The following is an 18057-nucleotide window of genomic DNA, read 5'->3' as shown; positions in this document are numbered from 1 at the left end:
TTGAACCCATGTCTGAAGATCGTGGATTTCAGCCCCGCGCACTGGGTGAGATTGCCATCCGCTGCGCGGATATGACCGCCATGGTCGCGTTTTATGAAAACGTGATCGGGTTAAAGCGTCTCAGCGGTGACCACAACAGCGCGATCACCTTTTTCCAGATTGCGCCCGGATATGGTGGCCATACGCAGGTCCTGGCCCTGTTTCACCACACCGCAGCCCCGCGACCAGGGCTGCATCCTAACGGATCGCAAAAACCGGTGACGGGTGGCGCGTCATCCCTGCATCACATCGCTTTGTCGCTGCCATTCGACGAACAAGACGCTGTGATGCGATGGTATGACCACCTTGGCCAGCCCTACCGGGTCGAGCAGTTCGGATGGATCGGTTGGCGCGGTATCTTCACCGAAGACCCCGAAGGCAATACGGTTGAACTCGTCGCCTATGACCCGTCGATGTTAGATCAAGCCTGATAGGGCCGCACAAAGACGGGTTTGTTTTCTTCAGACAAATCGGGGCGGTATTTATAGCCACCTGAGTCAAAGTCCAGCAGTCCTTTGGGGTCGTCCAGCCTGTGCTGAATGACATACCGTGCCATCGCACCGCGCGCTTTTTTGGCAAAAAAGCTCACGATCTTAGGCGTGCCTGCTTTGTCTTCCATGAAAACAGGGGTGATAACGCGCAGCTTCAGTGCTTTAGGGTCTACTGCGCCGAAATATTCCTGGCTGGCGCAGTTGACCAGAACGTCCGATCCAACCTCAGCACCTTGCGCATTAAGCGCTTTGCTCAGTTGATCGCGCCAATATTCATACAGGTTCTTTCCGCGGCGGGTTTTAAGCTTGCTGCCCATCTCAAGCCGATAAGCCTGAATGGAATCCAGCGGGCGCAGCACACCGTAAAGACCGGACAGAATGCGAAGATGATCCTGCGCCCAGGCCATCTCCTCGGCATCCAGCGACGCAGCTTCAAGCCCCTGGTAGGTGTCGCCCGCAAAGGCCAGCGCGGCGGGGCGCGTCACATCTGCCTTGGGCGCGTCTGAGAATGCGCGATACCGGTCGCGGTTCAGGCGCGCGAGATCATCGCTTAGGTCCATCAGTTTTTTCAGATCACCCAGTGTCAGATTGCGGGCGGTTTTTGACAGACGGATGGCATCGTCCTGAAAGTCTGGCTGCGTGACTTCGACATCCCGTTCCGCCCAGTCCAGCCGCTTGGCCGGGGAAATAACTACCAGCATATCCGCTCTCTTTCCTTGCCTGTTCTGGGCCGTATCTAGTCCGTCTGTCGCAGCACGTCCAGAAAGGCGGCTCCAAACCTTTCGTGACGGCGATCGCCCAGAACATGCTCGATCGCGCGCGGGTCGTCTGACCGCAATTGTGCGACCTTGGCCAGTTGTGAGGCGGAACACGTCAGCGGCTTGTCGATCCCCTCCGGACCGCGTGACAGCTGCGACTGCACTTCAAGCAACTGGTCATAGATATCGCCCTGATCCCGGCCAGCCAATTTGCGGCGCGCGGGATGAACGGCTTCAACCTCACCGGCGACGACTTCAAGAAACGTGTCACCGTAACGTTCCAGCTTTTTCGCGCCGACCCCGCCAATTCGGGCCATATCGTCCAGGGACATGGGGCGTTTCTCAGCCATTTCGATCAGCGTGCGGTCGGGGAAGATGACATAGGCCGGAACCCGCGCGGATTCGGCCAAGGCGCGCCGTTTGGCTTTCAGGGCCGACAGCAGCGGCGCGTCTTCCTCGGACACCATCATTTTGACCGCCGGGCGGCGTCCGGCCTTGCGCAATGTGTCCTTGCGCAGGTTGATCCGGGCCTCACCCTTCAGGATGGGCTTGGCAGCCTCGGTCATTTGCAGTGCGCCGTGGCGTTCGGGGTCCGGGCGGACCAGATCATACCCCATCATCTGCCGAAAGATGGCCTGCCATTGGGGCCGCGACCACTCTTTGCCGATCCCATAGGTCGACAGTTGGTCATGGCGCCGGGCGCGGATCTTGTCGGTTTCATTGCCCAGCAGGATGTCGATCAGGTGGCCGGCGCCGAACCATTCCTCGGTGCGCAGGATTGCAGACAAGGCCATGCGGACGGGCGTGGTCCCATCGAACACTTCGGGCGGGGTGTCACACAGATCGCACTTGCCGCAAGGTTCTGCCTGTTCTCCGAAGTAGCCCAACAGAGTCTGACGGCGGCATACCAATGCTTCGGCCAGACCCAATAGAGAATTCAGGCGTGCATGGTCGGCCATGCGACGTTCTGGCGGGGCCAACCCTTCGTCGATTTGCGAGCGGCGCAGGCGAATATCGTCGGGGCCGAACAGAGTCAGCGTTTCGGCAGGGCCACCGTCACGGCCGGCACGGCCGATTTCCTGATAATAGGCCTCGATGGATTTGGGCAGGTCGGCATGGGCCACCCATCGAATGTCGGGCTTGTCGATGCCCATGCCAAAAGCCACGGTGGCAACCACGATCAACCCGTCTTCGCGGGCAAAGCGGGTTTCGACGATACGGCGATCCTCGGCCTCCATTCCGCCATGATAGTGGCAGGCAGAGTGACCTTCCGCGCGTAAGGCTTGCGCGAGCACTTCGGTTTTGTTGCGCGTGCCGCAATAGACGATGCCAGATTGCCCTTTTCGGGCACTGGCAAAGTCGAGGATCTGTTTGCGGGGGCCATCCTTGGCCCCAAAGGCAAGGTGGATATTGGGCCGGTCGAACCCGCGCAGAAACTTGTTGGGGGGCGTGCCGTCGAACAGTTTTTCGACGATCTCGTCCTGCGTTTCGGCATCCGCGGTGGCGGTGAAGGCGGCGAGGGGGACGCCCAGCGCGCGCCGCAGCTCACCGATCCGCAGATAGTCTGGCCGGAAATCATGGCCCCACTGGCTGACGCAATGGGCTTCATCCACGGCAATCAGACTGACGTTGATCCGGCGCAGCATCCCCAGCGCCGACCCTGCCGCCAGACGTTCGGGGGCCATGTAAAGCAGCTTGAGCCGCCCGGCCTCCAGCGCTTCCCACACGGCATCTGTTTCTTCGGGCGTGTTGCCCGAGGTCAGAGCACCTGCTTCAACGCCGGCCTCTTGCAGCCCGCGAACCTGATCGCGCATCAGGGCGATCAGCGGGGAAATCACCACCGTCACGCCATCCCGCATCAACGCAGGCAGTTGGAAACAAAGGGATTTACCGCCACCCGTCGGCATGATCGCCAGCACGTTTTCACCTGCGGTCACGGCATCGACGATCTCTTCCTGCCCGGGGCGGAAGTCGTCGAATCCAAAGACATCTCGCAGCATCGGTGCGGCGTCGAACATGTGCGGGGTTGCCCTGTTTTAAGGTTTATCTGCTCTTAAGACAGGACAATCACATACTAAGATTCGGTGAACAAGAGGGATCAGCCTCAGCTCAGGGCCAGAAAGAGTTCCGGCAGGACGTAGCTTCGCAGTGAAATGATGATGATCAACACGACCAGAGGCGTCAGATCGATGCCGCCAAGATCGGGCAGCACTCTGCGAATAGGGCGATAAATCGGCTCCAGGATCCGATTCAACCCGTACCAAATCTGGGCAACGAATTGCTGGTGAAGGTTCAGAACCTGAAAGTTGATCAGCCAGCTCATTATGACCTGAATCAAGACGAACCAATAGGCGATGCTCAATACCAAGTCGATCGGGCCGAAAATTGCCATCATATTCGTATTCTCCAAGTCACGTTTCGCGAGAGGTAGTAGCTAGCGCGGCAAAGAGCAAGTGTGCGCTAACAGAACCCTTGCGAAATAGGCCAAAGACCCGTCTTATGAAAACAACGATAAACAGGGGCAGTCATGGCAGAAATTTCCAAGCGCAAGCGCATTTGGGGTTGGTGGTTTTTCGACTGGGCCAGTCAACCGTATCATACATTGCTGGTTACCTTTGTCTTTGGTCCCTACTTCGCCGGAGTTGCGGCAGAGTATTATCTGACGTCCGGTCTGGATGCGGATGCGGCCGATGCGCGGGCGCAGACGGTGTGGGCGAATTGCATGACCATCATTGGGTTGATCATCGCCTTTGGCGCACCGTTGATGGGGGCCATGGCGGATGTTTCGGGTCGCCGAATGCCATGGATTTTCGCGTTTTCGGTGATGTATGCGGTGGGGTCCGCCGCGCTTTGGTACACGATGCCCGACGGGTCGAATATGTGGCTGATGTTGTCGGCCTTTGGTCTGGGCTTTGTTGGCGCGGAATACGCTCTGATCTTCATCAATTCGCAGCTGCCCGATTTGGGGGACGAAAATGAGGTTGGTGAGATTTCGGGGTCAGGATTTGCCTTTGGCTATTTTGGTGGGCTGATCTCACTTGCGATCATGCTGGCGCTGTTCGTCGAGCAGGCCAACGGCAAGACCCTGATCGGGATGGATCCGCTGTTTGGGCTGGATGCCTCAATGCAGCAGGGCACACGTTTCGTGGGGCCATTCACGGCGGTTTGGTTCGTTCTGTTCATGATCCCCTACTTCCTTTGGGTCCGGGATGATGCGCCGACCGACAAAAAAGGCAATGTGGGCGACGCCCTGCGCCTTCTGGTCAAGTCGATTTCCAATCTGCGCCACCGGGTCAGCCTGGCCACCTACCTTGGATCATCCATGTTCTATCGTGACGCGTTGAACGGGCTTTACACCTTTGGCGGTGTTTATGCGCGACTGGTGCTGGAATGGGACCTGATCAAGATCGGTGTCTTTGGTATCGTCAGCGTTCTGGCTGCGGCTGCGTTTTCGTGGGTCGGCGGTAAGCTGGACAAGAAATACGGCCCTAAACCAGTGATTTTGGTGGCTATCTGGGTGCTGATCTTTGTTTGCATCACCATCGTGTCGATGGACCGCACACAGATCTTTGGCATGTCTTTACCCGAAGGATCCGGCCTGCCTGATCTGGTGTTCTTTGGCTGCGGGGTTCTGATCGGCGGCATGGGCGGTATTCTGCAATCCGCCAGCCGTTCGATGATGGTGCGTCACACCGACCCCAAGGCCCCGGTCGAAAGCTTTGGGCTTTATGGTTTGTCGGGGCGTGCCACAGCCTTTGCCGCCCCCTTGCTGATCGGAATAGCCACAACTGTAACCGGCAGTGCAAGACTGGGGGTGTCACCCATCGTTCTGTTGTTTATTCTGGGGTTAATACTGATGCGCTGGGTGAAACCGGAAGGGGATCAGAGCAGATGATTTTATTACGTTTTTTGACGATACTGGCCGCGATATTTCTGACGAACACTGCTACGGCGCAGCCTCTGGCAAAGCAGTTGTTTGGGGCGCAGAAAGCAAGTTCGCAGCAAAAATCCGCAGCCTTCGGCAGTTATTCGCGTGGATGCGCTGCAGGGTCGGTGCAATTGCCCGAAACGGGACCGACATGGCAGGCGATGCGGCTGTCACGCAATCGAAATTGGGGGCACCCTGAGGCGATTGATTATGTGCAGGACCTCAGCAGGTTTGCGGCAAAGCAGCCCGGGTGGAACGGGCTATATGTCGGCGATATCAGCCAGCCGCGCGGTGGGCCGATGACATCCGGGCACCGCAGCCATCAGCTCGGTCTGGACATCGATATCTGGATGCTGCCCGGCGACAACATGCGCTTAAGCCGCAAGGCGCGTGAGAATATCTCGTCGATTTCTCTGCGCAGATCGAATGGCGCGTTTGTCAACGGTAACTGGACAAAACAACACCATGCTGTGCTGCGCCAGGCCGCAAAGGACAAGCGAGTTGCGCGAATTTTCGTCTTTCCCGGTGCAAAGGCGGAAATGTGCAAAAACGAGAAGGGTAATCGTGCCTATTTGCGCAAGATCAGGCCCTGGTGGGGACATCATTATCATTTCCATGTCCGTCTGAAATGCCCGCGCGGCTCTAAAGGTTGCGTTAATCAGGATCCTCCGCCAAAAGGGGATGGCTGTGCCGAGGCGCAGCAATGGGTGAATAATATCCTTAACCCACCCCCACCCGACCCAAATGCCCCAGCGCCCAAGAAACGGCGTGAATTTCGATTGGCCGATCTTCCTCAGCAATGCACACAAGTTCTGCAATCCAACTGATCGTCGCGGTATTACTGGCCGGAGCGGCTTGGGCAGTTGATCTCAAGACACCCAACCACCTAGGTAGTTTTACATGGCGTCACACGGCCGAGTGGTTTGGCGGGATTTCTGCCATCCACATCTCGGATGATGGCCGCCATTTGATTGGAATGACCGATCGTTCGACACTGATTACTGCACGGGTCGAGCGTAATGATGACGAAATTTCTGACATTCAGATCACTGAAAATTGGCCTCTCATTTCCAGCAGAGGACGCCCTCTGACAGGTGGGGCCGGGGATTCTGAAGGCATAGCCATTGCCCCCGATGGCGGCTTGTACGTCTCGTTCGAAAACACGCACCGGGTGGCCTATTACCCAGCGCCAGGGACCAAAGCCCAGGTTTTGCCGCGGCCCAAGGCGTTTGATGGCTTTGAGCTCAACGGCTCGCTCGAGGCGTTGGCCATTGATCAACGCGGTCACCTTTTCACAATGCCCGAGGAAAACCGAACAGCGACGGGTGATATCCCTGTCTATCGGTGGGACGGTCAGGCGTGGTCGACGCCTTTCGTTTTGCCGCAACGGGGGGACTTTCTGCCAGTTGCAGCAGATTTCGGACCGGATGGCAGGCTTTACGTTTTGGAACGGGATGTCGGTTGGATCGGGTTCCGTTCGCGTCTGCGGCGATGGGAGTTGGACGGTGACACCCCAAGCGCCGAAGAGGTTCTTTTCCAAACTGGGACCGGTGCACATGACAACCTCGAGGGTTTGTCTGTCTGGCGCGACGACGAGGGCCGTTTGCGGGCCACTATGGTGTCAGATGATAATTTTCTGGCGCTTCAGCGTACTGAACTGGTCGAGTATGCTCTGCCCGATTGACACGTCCAAAGCAAAGGTCTAGAAGCGCGGCTTGCCTTGGGACGGTCCCTTGGCCAAGTCGCCGCTACCTTGTCAAAACGGGCATCTGAAAATGCAACGCGCTTATATACCCGGCATTATTGCCATGGCTGCCATTGTTGTGGCCTCGAATTTTCTGGTTCAGTTCCTGATCTTTGACGGGCTGCTTACCTGGGGTGCTTTCACCTATCCGCTGGCCTTTCTGGTCACCGACATCATGAACCGCGTCTATGGCGTGGCGACCGCCCGCAAAGTCGTGTTTGCCGGGTTTATCACCGGTATCATCTGCTCGCTGATCGGCAGCCAGATCATGCTGCAAGGTGACGGTTTCACTTATGCCGCTGTGCCGCTGCGAATCGCCGTTGCGTCCGGGACCGCTTTCCTGCTCGCGCAGCTTACGGACGTCACCGTGTTCAACTCATTGCGTGGCGGCCGTTGGTGGCGCGCGCCGCTGGTCTCGACCCTGATCGGATCGGCGTTGGACACCACTTTGTTCTTCACCATCGCATTCTCGGCTTCGATTACTCTCTTTGGTGCCGACGCCGACGCCGCAATCAGCTGGGCGTGGGAACCTGTACCCTTCATGCTGACCGGTCCGATGGCGCCCCTGTGGGTAACGCTGGCCTTTGCGGATTGGCTGGTGAAATTGTCGCTGGCGATGATCGCGCTGATCCCGTTCAAGGTGATCGTGGCGCGACTGACCGCTCAGCCGGCGTAAAAAAAACGTTTTGAGTTTCGTGCAACTCGTGGCACGATTCCAGTAACCGAAACAGTTTGAAAGGAGGTGATCCAATGTCGAGAAAGGGATTGGAGAGAGGTGTTGGAACAACCGGGGGGATCGCCTGTTAAGGCAGCCCTTGGCGGAGCGCTCGCTCCGGCTGGTCGATTGATCTAACCGACCCAACCTCCTGAGCTTTCGAAGGGCCGTCCCATGCGGGGCGGACCTTTTTGTTTTCGGATCAGGCCTGTAAGGTCAGCCTCATGTTGCGCATCACCGACGATATCACCCTGCATGACTGGGAAATGACCGAGAGCTTTGTTCGTTCATCCGGTCCCGGCGGGCAGAACGTGAACAAGGTGTCCACCGCCGTCGAATTGCGGTTCGAGGCGGCGCGCTCACCTTCTTTGCCTGATCCCGTCAAATCGCGGCTCAAGCGTCTGGCGGGGCGACGCTGGACCAAAGAGGGCGCGATCATCATTCAATGCGACGAAACCCGCAGCCAGGCGCGCAACCGCGAAATCGCGCGCAATCGGCTGGCCGAGTTGATCACCCGCGCTATGGTTAAACCCAAGCGCCGTATCGCCACCAAACCCACCTACGGTTCGGTCAAGCGACGTCTGGCTTCCAAAAAGGCACGCTCAGACGTCAAAGCCTTGCGCGGTAAGATACCCGAAGATTGATCTGGTATCTTTGCGGCGCATCGCTACTCTGATTTTGCGCAGCTGCAAAAGGACAAGATCATGAGGTTAGAGGGAAAAACCGCAATCGTGACCGGTAGCGCATCAGGCTTTGGTGCCGGGATCGCGCGGAAATTCCTGTCCGAAGGTGCCCGCGTCATGATCGCGGATATCAACGGTGATGCGGCCGAAGTTCAGGCCAATCAATTGGGCCCGAACGCCTTTGCACATCAGGTCGATCTGGCCAACGGCGCATCGGTTGAGGCGATGGCAGACGCAGCCTTTGATCGACTGGGGCATCTCGATATCCTAGTCAACAACGCCGGCGTCACCCACCTTCCCACCCCGCTGGAGGATGTGAGCGAAGAGGATTTCGACCGCGTTTTCAACGTGAACATGAAATCTGTCTATTTAACGGCCCGTGCATTGGTTCCGCATATGAAATCGCGTGGTACTGGCGCGATCCTGAACGTGGCCTCAACGGCGGGGCTGTCGCCACGACCGAACCTCAACTGGTACAACGCCTCCAAAGGTTGGATGATCACCGCGACCAAGACTATGGCGGTCGAACTGGCCCCATCGGGTGTCCGGGTAAACGCCATCTGCCCGGTTGCAGGGGAAACGCCCTTGCTCAAGTCTTTCATGGGCGAGGATACGCCCGAGGTTCGCGCCAAGTTCCTATCGACCATCCCATTGGGTCGTTTCTCGACACCCGAGGATATGGCCAACGCCGCCTGTTTCTTATGTTCCGACGAGGCCAGCATGATCACCGGCACAGCTTTGGAGGTCGACGGTGGCCGTTGCATCTGATCCGCTCTTTATCTGGCAAGAAATATCCCCGCCGGAGGCAGCGCGCCTGCGCGCTCTTCTGCTCCAGCATCTAAAAATGCAATGACCTCCGGACCCAGAAACCTGATCACTGATGTTCCCGGCCTTTTGGTTGGAAACGCTCAGGATGACGCGCTCAAATCCGGCGCAACCGTTCTGACGGCACCCAATCCCTTTACGGCCTCCGTTCACGTGATGGGCGGTGCGCCGGGCACGCGGGAAACCGACCTGCTTGCGCCTGACAAAACCGTGTCGCGCGTAGATGCCATCGTTCTGTCCGGTGGCTCGGCCTTTGGCCTGGACGCCTGTTCCGGGGTAGCTGACGCGCTTAGGGCGCAACACCGCGGGTTTGAGGTTGGCAATGTCGTCGTCCCCATCGTTCCGGGTGCAATCCTGTTTGACCTGCTTAATGGTGGCGACAAAGCCTGGGCCGAGAACCCCTATCGTGCGCTTGGGCGTCACGCATTCGAGGGCGCGTCCGATCAGTTCGATCTGGGTACTGCTGGCGCAGGGACTGGTGCCTTGGCTGCCATGCAAAAGGGTGGGCTCGGATCCGCCTCGTTTGTGATGGAAAACGGGGTCACGGTTGGCGCATTGGTTGCTGCCAATCCGCTCGGCAGTGTCACCACGCCGGGTGACCGCCATTTCTGGGCCGCTCCGTTTGAAATCGGCGACGAATTCGGAGGATTAGGACCTGATTCCAACACGGGTCTTGGTCGTGTCTTGACCAGTCGCAAGGCCAAAGCAATGCGACCCGCCCAGCCGGACAAGGCCAACACCACCATCGCAATTGTTGCCACTGACGCGGCGCTGTCCAAGCCGCAATGCCATAGGTTGGCGGTGGCTGCCCATGACGGGATCGCGCGGGCGATTGTTCCCGCGCACACACCAGGCGATGGCGATCTGGTGTTTGGCGTCAGCACAGGCAATCACGACCTTCCAGAGGCTGAACTGGGGCTTCTTGGCCATGTGGCTTCGATCTGTCTGTCGCGGGCCATCGCGCGGGCCGTATTTCTTGCCTCGCCAGCGGCGGGGGATCTTTTACCCTGTTGGTCTGGCTTACATGACTTAAGTTAAGGACGGCCTATATGCCGCAGTGGCACAGTGCCCTCGCGCGGCAATCTGCGCGTTGACTCTTTTTTGCGCCGACGGTCCATTCGGTGCAGCCAATTCGTATCGGAGCAAAAGCTATGAATCGCATTCTCGCGACCGCAATCGTCGGCCTTCTGGCCCTTCCCGCATATGCCGAAGGTGACGCCGAAGCCGGAAAGAAGACTTTTAACAAGTGCAAATCCTGTCACCAGATTGCCGATCCTGAGGGTGAAGTCATCGTAAAGGGAGGTAAAACCGGTCCAAACCTGTATGGGATTGCAGGCCGGACCGCAGGCACCGTTGAAGAGTTCAAATATGGTGACAGCATCGTTGCCGCTGGTGAAAACGGTTTGGTCTGGGACGAAACGACATTCGTTGAATACGCAAAGGACCCTAAGGCGTTTCTGAAAGACTATCTGGGTGAAACTTCGGCCAAATCCAAGATGACCTTCAAGCTGAAGAAGGGTGCCGAGGATGTTTACGCCTATATCGTAAGTGTTTCTGGCGAATAAAACCGCAGACCAAACACCGTTTGAGGTTACAAAAGGCCGCAGCCCCTGCGGCCTTTCGTGCGCTTGATAACCGCGTTGAACAGCGCCAATTTGAAAGCGCGCGGTATTTCATGCATTGCACGCATAAATTCGCAGAGCCAAGCCGACCCGGTGGCAGCCAATTTCGAATTTCCGGCCCTTCGGGTGGATCGGCAGCAGGAGACGACAGATGGGAATCATGATCCCGGCCTGGGTTGATGGCGAGTTGACCCCAGTGGACAAGCTTGAGGCGCATGAAAAAGGCCTGCGGCACAAGGCGGTGTCTGTCTTTGTCGTGCGTGGGACCGAAATTTTGATGCAGCGTCGGGCTTTGGGCAAATATCATACCCCTGGCCTTTGGGCGAATACCTGCTGCACCCACCCCGACTGGGGTGAGACACCGTCTGTCTGCGCGGTGCGCCGGCTGCGCGAGGAATTGGGAATTACCGGGCTTTACCCGGAATACCGTCACCGGCTGGAGTATCACGCCGATGTCGGCAACAACATGATCGAGCACGAAGTGGTCGACATCTTTCTGGCCCATGTGCGCGGCCCGCTGAAGATTGAGCCCAACCCGGAAGAGGTCATGGAAATTCGCTGGGTCGATTACCACGATCTTCTGGCCGAAGTGCAGCGCTATCCCGAGCGATTTACACCGTGGCTCAAGATCTATTTGCACAATCACGCCGATACGATTTTCGGACCTGATCTGATTATCTCGGCCACCTCCTGACGGCTACGCCTTGCAAGGGCCGCCCAAGCCGCATAGATCAACGCGTCATGGCTAAGCAAAAGACAGACCCGAATTACAAAGTCATCGCCGAAAATCGGCGCGCACGCTTCGATTACGCAATCGAGGACGATCTTGAGTGCGGCATCATGCTGGAAGGGTCCGAGGTCAAATCCCTGCGTGTAGGTGGGACGAACATCGCCGAAAGCTATGCCTCAGTCGATGATGGCGAGCTGTGGCTGGTCAACAGCTATATCGCCCCTTACGAGCAGGCTAAATCGTTCAAGCACGAGGAACGCCGCCGGCGCAAACTGCTGGTGTCACGTAAGGAATTGTCGAACCTGTGGAACGCGACCCAGCGCAAAGGCATGACACTGGTGCCGCTGGTTCTGTATTTTAACCACAAGGGCAAGGCCAAGATCAAAATCGGTATCGCCAAGGGTAAGAAAAACCACGACAAGCGCGAAACCCAGGCCAAGCGTGACTGGTCACGACAAAAGCAGCGGTTGATGAAGGATCATAGCTGACCCTTCATACCTCTCAGAACGCCATCGCAGCTGATACCGCACGTTTCCAGCGGTCATAGGCGGCATCACGCTCTTCGGCGGACAGTTCGGGTTCAAACCGACGATCCAGCGCCCAGGTTTCCGAAAATCCCTGTTGGTCCGGGTAAACCCCAGCGCGCATTCCAGCCAGCCAGGCCGCGCCCAACGCTGTGGTTTCCTGCATGACTGGTCGGTCGACCTCCGCACCGAGGTAATCCGACAACCCCTGCATCGCCCAGTCCGAGGCGCTCGCACCGCCGTCCACGCGCAGAGTGACCTCGGTCGCGGCGCCCCAATCGCCCTGCATGGCGTGCCACAGGTCGCGTGTTTGGTAGGCAATGCTTTCCAAGGTGGCCCGTGCAAATTCGGCGCGACCCGAGTTGCGGGTCAGGCCGAACACCGCACCCCGGCAGTCTGGTTTCCAATACGGTGCGCCGAGGCCGGTAAAGGCGGGCACCAGCACGACATGCTGGTTCGGGTCTGCATTTTGGGCCAGCTCGCCACTTTCCGGGGCGTTCTCGATGATCTGCAACGCGTCGCGCAGCCATTGCACCGCTGCACCGGCCACAAAGATTGACCCTTCCAGCGCATAGGTCCGTTTGCCGTCCAATTGATAGGCGATGGTGGTCAACAGGCGGTTCTTCGACTCGACCGGCTTATCCCCTGTGTTCAGAAGAGCAAAACAACCAGTGCCATAGGTGGATTTCATCATGCCCGGCTGGAAACAGGCCTGCCCGATTGTGGCGGCCTGTTGATCACCGGCAACACCTAGAATCGGGATATTTCCCCCAAATAGGGTCGTATTTCCAAAATCCGAGGCACAATCTCGAACCTCGGGTAATATGTTCATCGGCACGTCCAGCAGATCACAGATTTCGGCGCTCCATTCGCCCTTGTGGATGTCGAACAGAAGCGTGCGCGCCGCGTTGGTGGCATCCGTCGCGTGGCTGCGCCCTTCTGTCAGGCGCCAGATCAGAAAACTGTCGATGGTGCCGAACATCAGCTCTCCGGCCTCGGCCCGGTCCCGCGCACCCGGCACGGTGTCCAGCAACCATTTAACTTTGGTGCCCGAGAAATAGGGGTCCAGCAGCAGCCCAGTCTGGGCGGTCACGTCATCCTCGCACCCGGCCTGCTTGTAGCGCGCGCAGATCTCGGCGGTACGGCGGTCCTGCCAGACGATCGCGTTGTGGATGGGTTCGCCGGTTGTGCGGTCCCAGACCACGGTGGTTTCCCGCTGGTTGGTGATGCCGATACCCGCGATTTGATCAGAGGTTATCCCGACGCTATCCATCACTTCGCGGCAAACCCGCAGGACGCTGTCCCAGATTTCCTCGGCGTCGTGTTCGACCCAGCCTTCCTGCGGGAAGTGCTGAGTGAATTCGTGCTGCGCGGTGCCTGCGCGCTGCATCTCAGCGTCGAACAGAATTGCCCGCGATGATGTGGTGCCCTGATCAATGGCAAGAATGTAGGTCACGCCTGCGCCCCCCGTCGTTTGGTTTTGCGGGACTTTAGCGCAAACAATGACGAACGTGCCAGTGTGTTCAGACAGGAATATTGTCGATCAGCCGCACACCATCCGCCCAGGCTGCTGCGAACAGGCGGGCAGGCCGGTTTGCGTGGGCTATTGGGTCCAGCGTTTCGGCACACCGCAGTTGAAAATACTCCACCTGCGTGAAGCCTGCGGCCAGCAGATCAATCTCGGCCCGTGCAGCCAAAGGATCAAACGGCGCGCCGTCTTTCAGGGCGGCCGCCAATTCCCGCATGATCCGGTTTTTGTGGGCGGCAATATCCAGCCCTTCGGACGACAGTCGCAGGTTGCGCGATGACATGGCCAGACCCGAGGGCTCGCGCACCGTGGGACAGCCAACAACCTCGGTCGGAATGTCCAGATCACGCGCCATTCGGGTCACGATCATCAGCTGCTGATAGTCTTTTTCCCCAAAATAGGCTCTATCCGCCTGCGTTTGCAGGAACAGTTTGGCCACAACTGTGGCAACGCCGTCGAAATGTCCGGGACGGAATTCACCTTCCATCACATCGGTCAGGCCCGCGACGGAAACGGTGGTGGCAAAGCCCTGCGGGTAAATCTCTTCGGGTTCCGGCACGTAGATCGCATCAACGCCGTAGGGGGCCAGTTTCTGCGCATCCTCGTTCTCGGTGCGCGGGTACTTTGCCAGATCCTCGGGGTTGTTGAACTGTTTGGGGTTCACAAAGATCGTGACGATCACCCGGTCACAACCCGCCTTGGCGGCCTCAACCAGTGACAGGTGCCCCTGATGCAGCGCGCCCATGGTCGGAACCACGCCGATCTCTTCACCCTTCCGCTTCCATTCCGAAGTCAACGCACGCAGGTCGGCCAGACGGCGAAAGATTGGGGCGGTCATGTCTTTGGTCCTTTGGTCGGGGCCTGATCGGAAAAGACGTGTTCGTCCGCTGGAAAGGTTCGTGCGCGCACCTCGGTAGCATATTCTGCAATGGCGGCTTCGGCCAATGGACCAAGCTCAGCATAGCGTTTGACGAATTTCGGTTTGAAGGCGGTGAAAAAGCCAACCATGTCGTCGACAACCAGAATCTGACCGTCGCACCCCGCCGAGGCTCCGATTCCGATTGTTGGGATCGCGATTTCGCCGGTGATCTGATCGGCCAGCTTCTGCGGTACTTTTTCAAGAACGACCGAGAACGCGCCCGCCTCGGCCACAGCGCGTGCATCGGCCAGTACAGCCTCGGCCTGTTCGTCGCGACCTTGAACCTTGTAGCCGCCAAGTGTGTTGATCGATTGCGGCGTCAGGCCAATATGCGCCATCACTGGAATCCCGCGCTTGACCAGAAAGCGGATGGTCTCGGCCATCTCGACGCCGCCTTCCAACTTAACTGCGCCCGCGCTGGTTTCGGACATCAGCCGGGCGGCATTGCGGAAGGCCTCGGCAGGTGAGTGCTCGTAACTGGCGAAGGGCATGTCGATGACCATCATCGCACTTTCCAGACCGCGCGACACGGCCTGACCATGCATCACCATCATCTCCATCGTCACGCCCAGCGTCGATTCCAGCCCGTGCAACACCATGCCGACGCTGTCGCCCACCAAAACGAAATCACAATGATCGTCCATCAACCGCGCCATCGGTGTGGTGTAGGCTGTCAGGCTGACCAGCGGCTCGCCGCCTTTGCGGGCGCGAATATCCTGGGCATTCGGGGCTTTTTTACGGGCGGTGGCGCTCATTGTCGCTCCTCCGGTTGTCATGTTGCAGCGCGGCATAACAGATGGGAGCGGGCTATAGAAACCCCGGTTGCGCGAACATTTCCTTGAATGACCTAAGGTTTAAAGGGAAGTTGGGTGCAGTACGGCCCAAAAAAACGCAGGTTTCCATTTTCAGTGGGGAGTAATTTACATGACAAAGCAGACATTTCGGTCCTTTGCTTCGGTGCTGGCGGTTAGCGCCAGCCTGTTTGGTACACAGGTTTTCGCTAAATCCGACATTACCATAGCGTTGCAACTAGAGCCGCCGCATCTGGACCCGACCAGTGCAGCAGCACAGGCTATCGATTCGGTGGTTTACACCAATATCTTCGAAGGCCTGACCCGGTTTATGGGTGACGGATCGGTGGTTCCTGGTCTGGCTGAAAGTTGGGAAATCTCGGAAGATGGCAAGGTCTATACCTTCAAACTGCACGATGGGGTTACCTTCCACGACGGCACCACGATGGATGCTGAGGACGTCAAGTTCAGCCTGGACCGCGCCCGATCCGAGGATAGCGCAAATGCGCAAAAGGCCCTGTTTGCCGGGATTGAAAACATCGAGGTGGTCGACCCGCTGACCGTCAAGGTGACCCTGTCTGAGCCAAACGGGAATTTCCTGTTCAACCTGGCCTGGGGTGATGCGGTTATTGTCGCGCCCGATAGTATCGAGGGCATCAAGACCAATCCCGTCGGAACCGGCGCATTTACCTTTGGTGAATGGGTGCAGGGCGACAGTATCACTCTGAATCGCAACCCAGAATATTGGGGCGATCGGCCTGCGTTAGAGACTGCTACGTTCAAGTTCATCTCGAACCCGACGGCGGCTTTTGCGGCCATGATGGCCGAGGATATCGACGTGTTCGACAATTTCCCTGCGCCGGAAAACCTGCCGCAATTTGAGGCTGATCCGCGCTTTCAGGTGCTTGTCGGTTCGACTGAAGGGGAAACCATCCTGTCCACCAATAACAAGATGCCACCCTTCGATGATATCCAAGTGCGTCAGGCATTGGCCCACGCGATTGACCGTCAGGCGATTATCGACGGAGCGATGTTTGGCTACGGCACGCCCATCGGCACCCATTTCGCGCCGCACAATCCGGCTTATGTTGATCTGACCGGGAACTCGGCCTACGACCCCAAGAAGGCCGCTAAGATGTTGGCCGATGCTGGATATGCGGAAGGGTTTGAAACGACGCTGCATTTGCCGCCCCCATCCTATGCCCGCCGCGGGGGTGAGATTGTGGCCGCCCAACTGGCCGAGGTCGGGATCACGGCCAATATCATCAACGTTGAATGGGCTCAGTGGCTGGAATCGGTGTTCAAAGGCAAGGATTTCGGCCTGACCATCGTCAGTCATACCGAGCCTATGGATATCGGGATCTATGCGCGTCCTGACTATTACTTCCAGTATGACAGTACGGATTTCCAGGCGCTGATGGACACGTTGAATTCGACGACAGACCCAGAAGAACGCACCCGTCTGCTGGGTGAGGCACAGCGCCTGATCGCAGACGACTACGTCAACGGGTACCTGTTTCAACTGGCCAAGCTGGGCGTGGCCAAAGCCGGAGTTCAGGGCCTGTGGGAAAACGCGCCCACGGCCGCAATCGATCTGACGCAGATCAGCTGGTCCGAGTGACTCAAGGCAGGGGCCGCTGGTTCACGGCCCTTGCATTTAATGTTGTCGAGTGAGTCAAGGATGATTTTGTTTCGTGTCCTGTTTCTGGTTTTTGTGACCGTTGCCCTGGCGGCAACGACTGTGGAACCGGTTGTGGCGCAGAACATTCTGGACAGTCGGTTGGACACGCCCATCGGGACGCCAGAGAACCCGCTGGATGTTGGTATCGGTATTCGAATAGATCAGATCACCAGCGTTGACCAGAAGGCCGAAAACTACGGTGCCGTGGTTGTGCTGCGTGTTGAGTGGACCGACCCTGCGTTGGCTTTTGACCGGCAAGAGCTGGGGCGCGATTTCCGGGTTTTCAACCCCCCGGCGCTGGCCGATCATGCCGCTGAGATCGGGACGGTGGTACCAGCATTCGTCATTCACAACCAACAATCCAACAAGTGGATTCACGAAGCCGCCGCCTCTCTGCGATATGACGGGCGGGTGTTGTATGTCGAGAAATCCTCGCTGACATTACAGGCCCCACATTTCGATTTTCGGAAATACCCTTTCGACACACAGGAGTTTCATTTCGAGGTCGTTTCGATCTTTCCATCCCAATATGTGTCCTATCATCCGATGAACGAGTTCTCGGGCCTTGGTGACCTGCTGGGCGAAGAAGAGTGGATTCTGGACAATGCGCGGCTTGAAACCTCTCAGGTCACGGGCCTTTCCGGTCAGGACAGCGATCAGGTTGCGCTGATCTTCGAAGGCCACCGGCATCTGACCTACTATGTCATTCGGGTGTTTCTGCCAATGCTGGTGCTGATCTCGGTTGGCTGGGCACTGTTCTTTCTTGATGAATACCGCAAAAGGATCGAAATTGCCGGAGGAAACTTGCTGGTATTCGTAGCTTTCAATTGGGCGATTTCTGCTGATCTGCCAAAGCTTGGATACCTGACATTTCTGGATTTCGTTCTGCAATGCATGTTCCTGATGACCGGCGCATTGATTGTGTTCAATGTCGCCTTGCGCAGGCTCAAAGTCTCGGGTCGCGAATCCGGGGCGCGCAAGCTGGATAACTACGCCATCAAGTGGATTTACCCGCTGGGTTACGCCGCAATCGTTGGCTATGCGGTTTTTGCGTATCTTCTGGTTCCATAGGTGCTGGA

General features: G+C 57.7%; 19 protein-coding genes. 13 read left to right on the top strand and 6 right to left on the bottom strand.

The window, feature by feature from the left end:
• The first annotated feature begins 8 nt into the window (after positions 1-8).
• Positions 9-470, top strand: a complete 462-nt coding sequence (locus tag AC2FD9_RS07935; protein ID WP_496836244.1) for a VOC family protein — start codon at positions 9-11, stop codon at positions 468-470.
• Here AC2FD9_RS07935 and yaaA read toward each other — a convergent pair.
• From yaaA to AC2FD9_RS07920, 3 genes are all read right to left on the bottom strand, one after another.
• Positions 461-1231, bottom strand: coding sequence for a peroxide stress protein YaaA (gene yaaA, locus AC2FD9_RS07930; protein ID WP_496836242.1), 771 nt, complete (start codon positions 1229-1231; stop codon positions 461-463). The genes AC2FD9_RS07935 and yaaA overlap by 10 nt on opposite strands.
• A 35-nt stretch (positions 1232-1266) precedes the next feature.
• Complete coding sequence (recQ, locus tag AC2FD9_RS07925; protein WP_496836241.1) at positions 1267-3306, bottom strand: DNA helicase RecQ; 2040 nt, start codon at positions 3304-3306, stop codon at positions 1267-1269.
• 86 nt (positions 3307-3392) lie between these two features.
• Positions 3393-3683: a YggT family protein gene (locus AC2FD9_RS07920; protein ID WP_496836239.1), complete on the bottom strand. Its 291-nt coding sequence runs from the start codon at positions 3681-3683 to the stop codon at positions 3393-3395.
• Positions 3684-3815: 132 nt separating this feature from the next.
• Here AC2FD9_RS07920 and AC2FD9_RS07915 point away from each other — a divergent pair, with 132 nt between their 5' ends.
• From AC2FD9_RS07915 to smpB, 10 genes are all read left to right on the top strand, one after another.
• Positions 3816-5183 (top strand): MFS transporter, encoded by a 1368-nt coding sequence (locus AC2FD9_RS07915; protein WP_282170140.1) that lies wholly within the window; start codon positions 3816-3818, stop codon positions 5181-5183.
• Positions 5180-6043, top strand: coding sequence for a penicillin-insensitive murein endopeptidase (gene mepA, locus AC2FD9_RS07910; protein WP_496836237.1), 864 nt, complete (start codon positions 5180-5182; stop codon positions 6041-6043). Before AC2FD9_RS07915 ends, mepA begins: the two co-directional genes overlap by 4 nt.
• Entirely contained in the window at positions 6016-6900 is an 885-nt protein-coding gene (locus AC2FD9_RS07905; protein ID WP_496836235.1) for an esterase-like activity of phytase family protein, read from the top strand. The genes mepA and AC2FD9_RS07905 overlap by 28 nt, the downstream gene beginning before the upstream one ends.
• Positions 6901-6991: 91 nt before the next feature.
• Positions 6992-7636 (top strand): queuosine precursor transporter, encoded by a 645-nt coding sequence (locus AC2FD9_RS07900; protein ID WP_058279096.1) that lies wholly within the window; start codon positions 6992-6994, stop codon positions 7634-7636.
• 263 nt (positions 7637-7899) lie between these two features.
• Positions 7900-8319, top strand: coding sequence for an alternative ribosome rescue aminoacyl-tRNA hydrolase ArfB (gene arfB, locus AC2FD9_RS07895; RefSeq protein WP_496836232.1), 420 nt, complete (start codon positions 7900-7902; stop codon positions 8317-8319).
• Between the two features lie 60 nt (positions 8320-8379).
• Positions 8380-9126: an SDR family oxidoreductase gene (locus tag AC2FD9_RS07890; protein WP_109313665.1), complete on the top strand. Its 747-nt coding sequence runs from the start codon at positions 8380-8382 to the stop codon at positions 9124-9126.
• Between the two features lie 81 nt (positions 9127-9207).
• A complete protein-coding gene (locus AC2FD9_RS07885; RefSeq protein WP_496836230.1) occupies positions 9208-10221 on the top strand; it encodes a P1 family peptidase in 1014 nt (337 codons plus the stop codon).
• Between the two features lie 113 nt (positions 10222-10334).
• The gene (locus AC2FD9_RS07880) at positions 10335-10748 is read left to right on the top strand and encodes a c-type cytochrome (RefSeq protein ID WP_058272885.1); all 414 of its coding nucleotides are present in this window, start codon (positions 10335-10337) and stop codon (positions 10746-10748) included.
• Positions 10749-10956: 208 nt separating this feature from the next.
• Entirely contained in the window at positions 10957-11499 is a 543-nt protein-coding gene (gene idi, locus AC2FD9_RS07875; protein ID WP_058272886.1) for an isopentenyl-diphosphate Delta-isomerase, read from the top strand.
• Positions 11500-11546: 47 nt separating this feature from the next.
• Positions 11547-12023, top strand: coding sequence for an SsrA-binding protein SmpB (gene smpB, locus AC2FD9_RS07870; RefSeq protein ID WP_058272887.1), 477 nt, complete (start codon positions 11547-11549; stop codon positions 12021-12023).
• Between the two features lie 13 nt (positions 12024-12036).
• Here the strand turns inward: smpB and glpK are convergent, their stop codons facing one another.
• The 3 genes from glpK to panB form a co-directional block, all read right to left on the bottom strand.
• Positions 12037-13515 carry a glycerol kinase GlpK gene (gene glpK, locus AC2FD9_RS07865; protein WP_282170144.1) on the bottom strand — a complete coding sequence of 493 codons (1479 nt, stop codon included), beginning with the start codon at positions 13513-13515 and terminating at the stop codon, positions 12037-12039.
• A gap of 67 nt (positions 13516-13582) precedes the next feature.
• Positions 13583-14425: a pantoate--beta-alanine ligase gene (gene panC, locus AC2FD9_RS07860; protein WP_282170145.1), complete on the bottom strand. Its 843-nt coding sequence runs from the start codon at positions 14423-14425 to the stop codon at positions 13583-13585.
• On the bottom strand, positions 14422-15261 hold the full coding sequence (gene panB / locus AC2FD9_RS07855; protein ID WP_496836225.1) for a 3-methyl-2-oxobutanoate hydroxymethyltransferase: 840 nt from the start codon (positions 15259-15261) through the stop codon (positions 14422-14424). The genes panC and panB overlap by 4 nt, the downstream gene beginning before the upstream one ends.
• Before the next feature lie 169 nt (positions 15262-15430).
• On the opposite strand from panB, the gene AC2FD9_RS07850 reads away from it, so the two are divergent.
• Complete coding sequence (locus AC2FD9_RS07850; protein WP_496836224.1) at positions 15431-16918, top strand: ABC transporter substrate-binding protein; 1488 nt, start codon at positions 15431-15433, stop codon at positions 16916-16918.
• 60 nt (positions 16919-16978) lie between these two features.
• Positions 16979-18049: a ligand-gated ion channel gene (locus AC2FD9_RS07845; protein WP_496735071.1), complete on the top strand. Its 1071-nt coding sequence runs from the start codon at positions 16979-16981 to the stop codon at positions 18047-18049.
• Positions 18050-18057: the final 8 nt, after the last annotated feature.

The sequence above is a fragment of the Ruegeria sp. YTSC230 genome (assembly GCF_059609665.1).
This window is presented reverse-complemented; position numbering and strand designations above follow the sequence as displayed.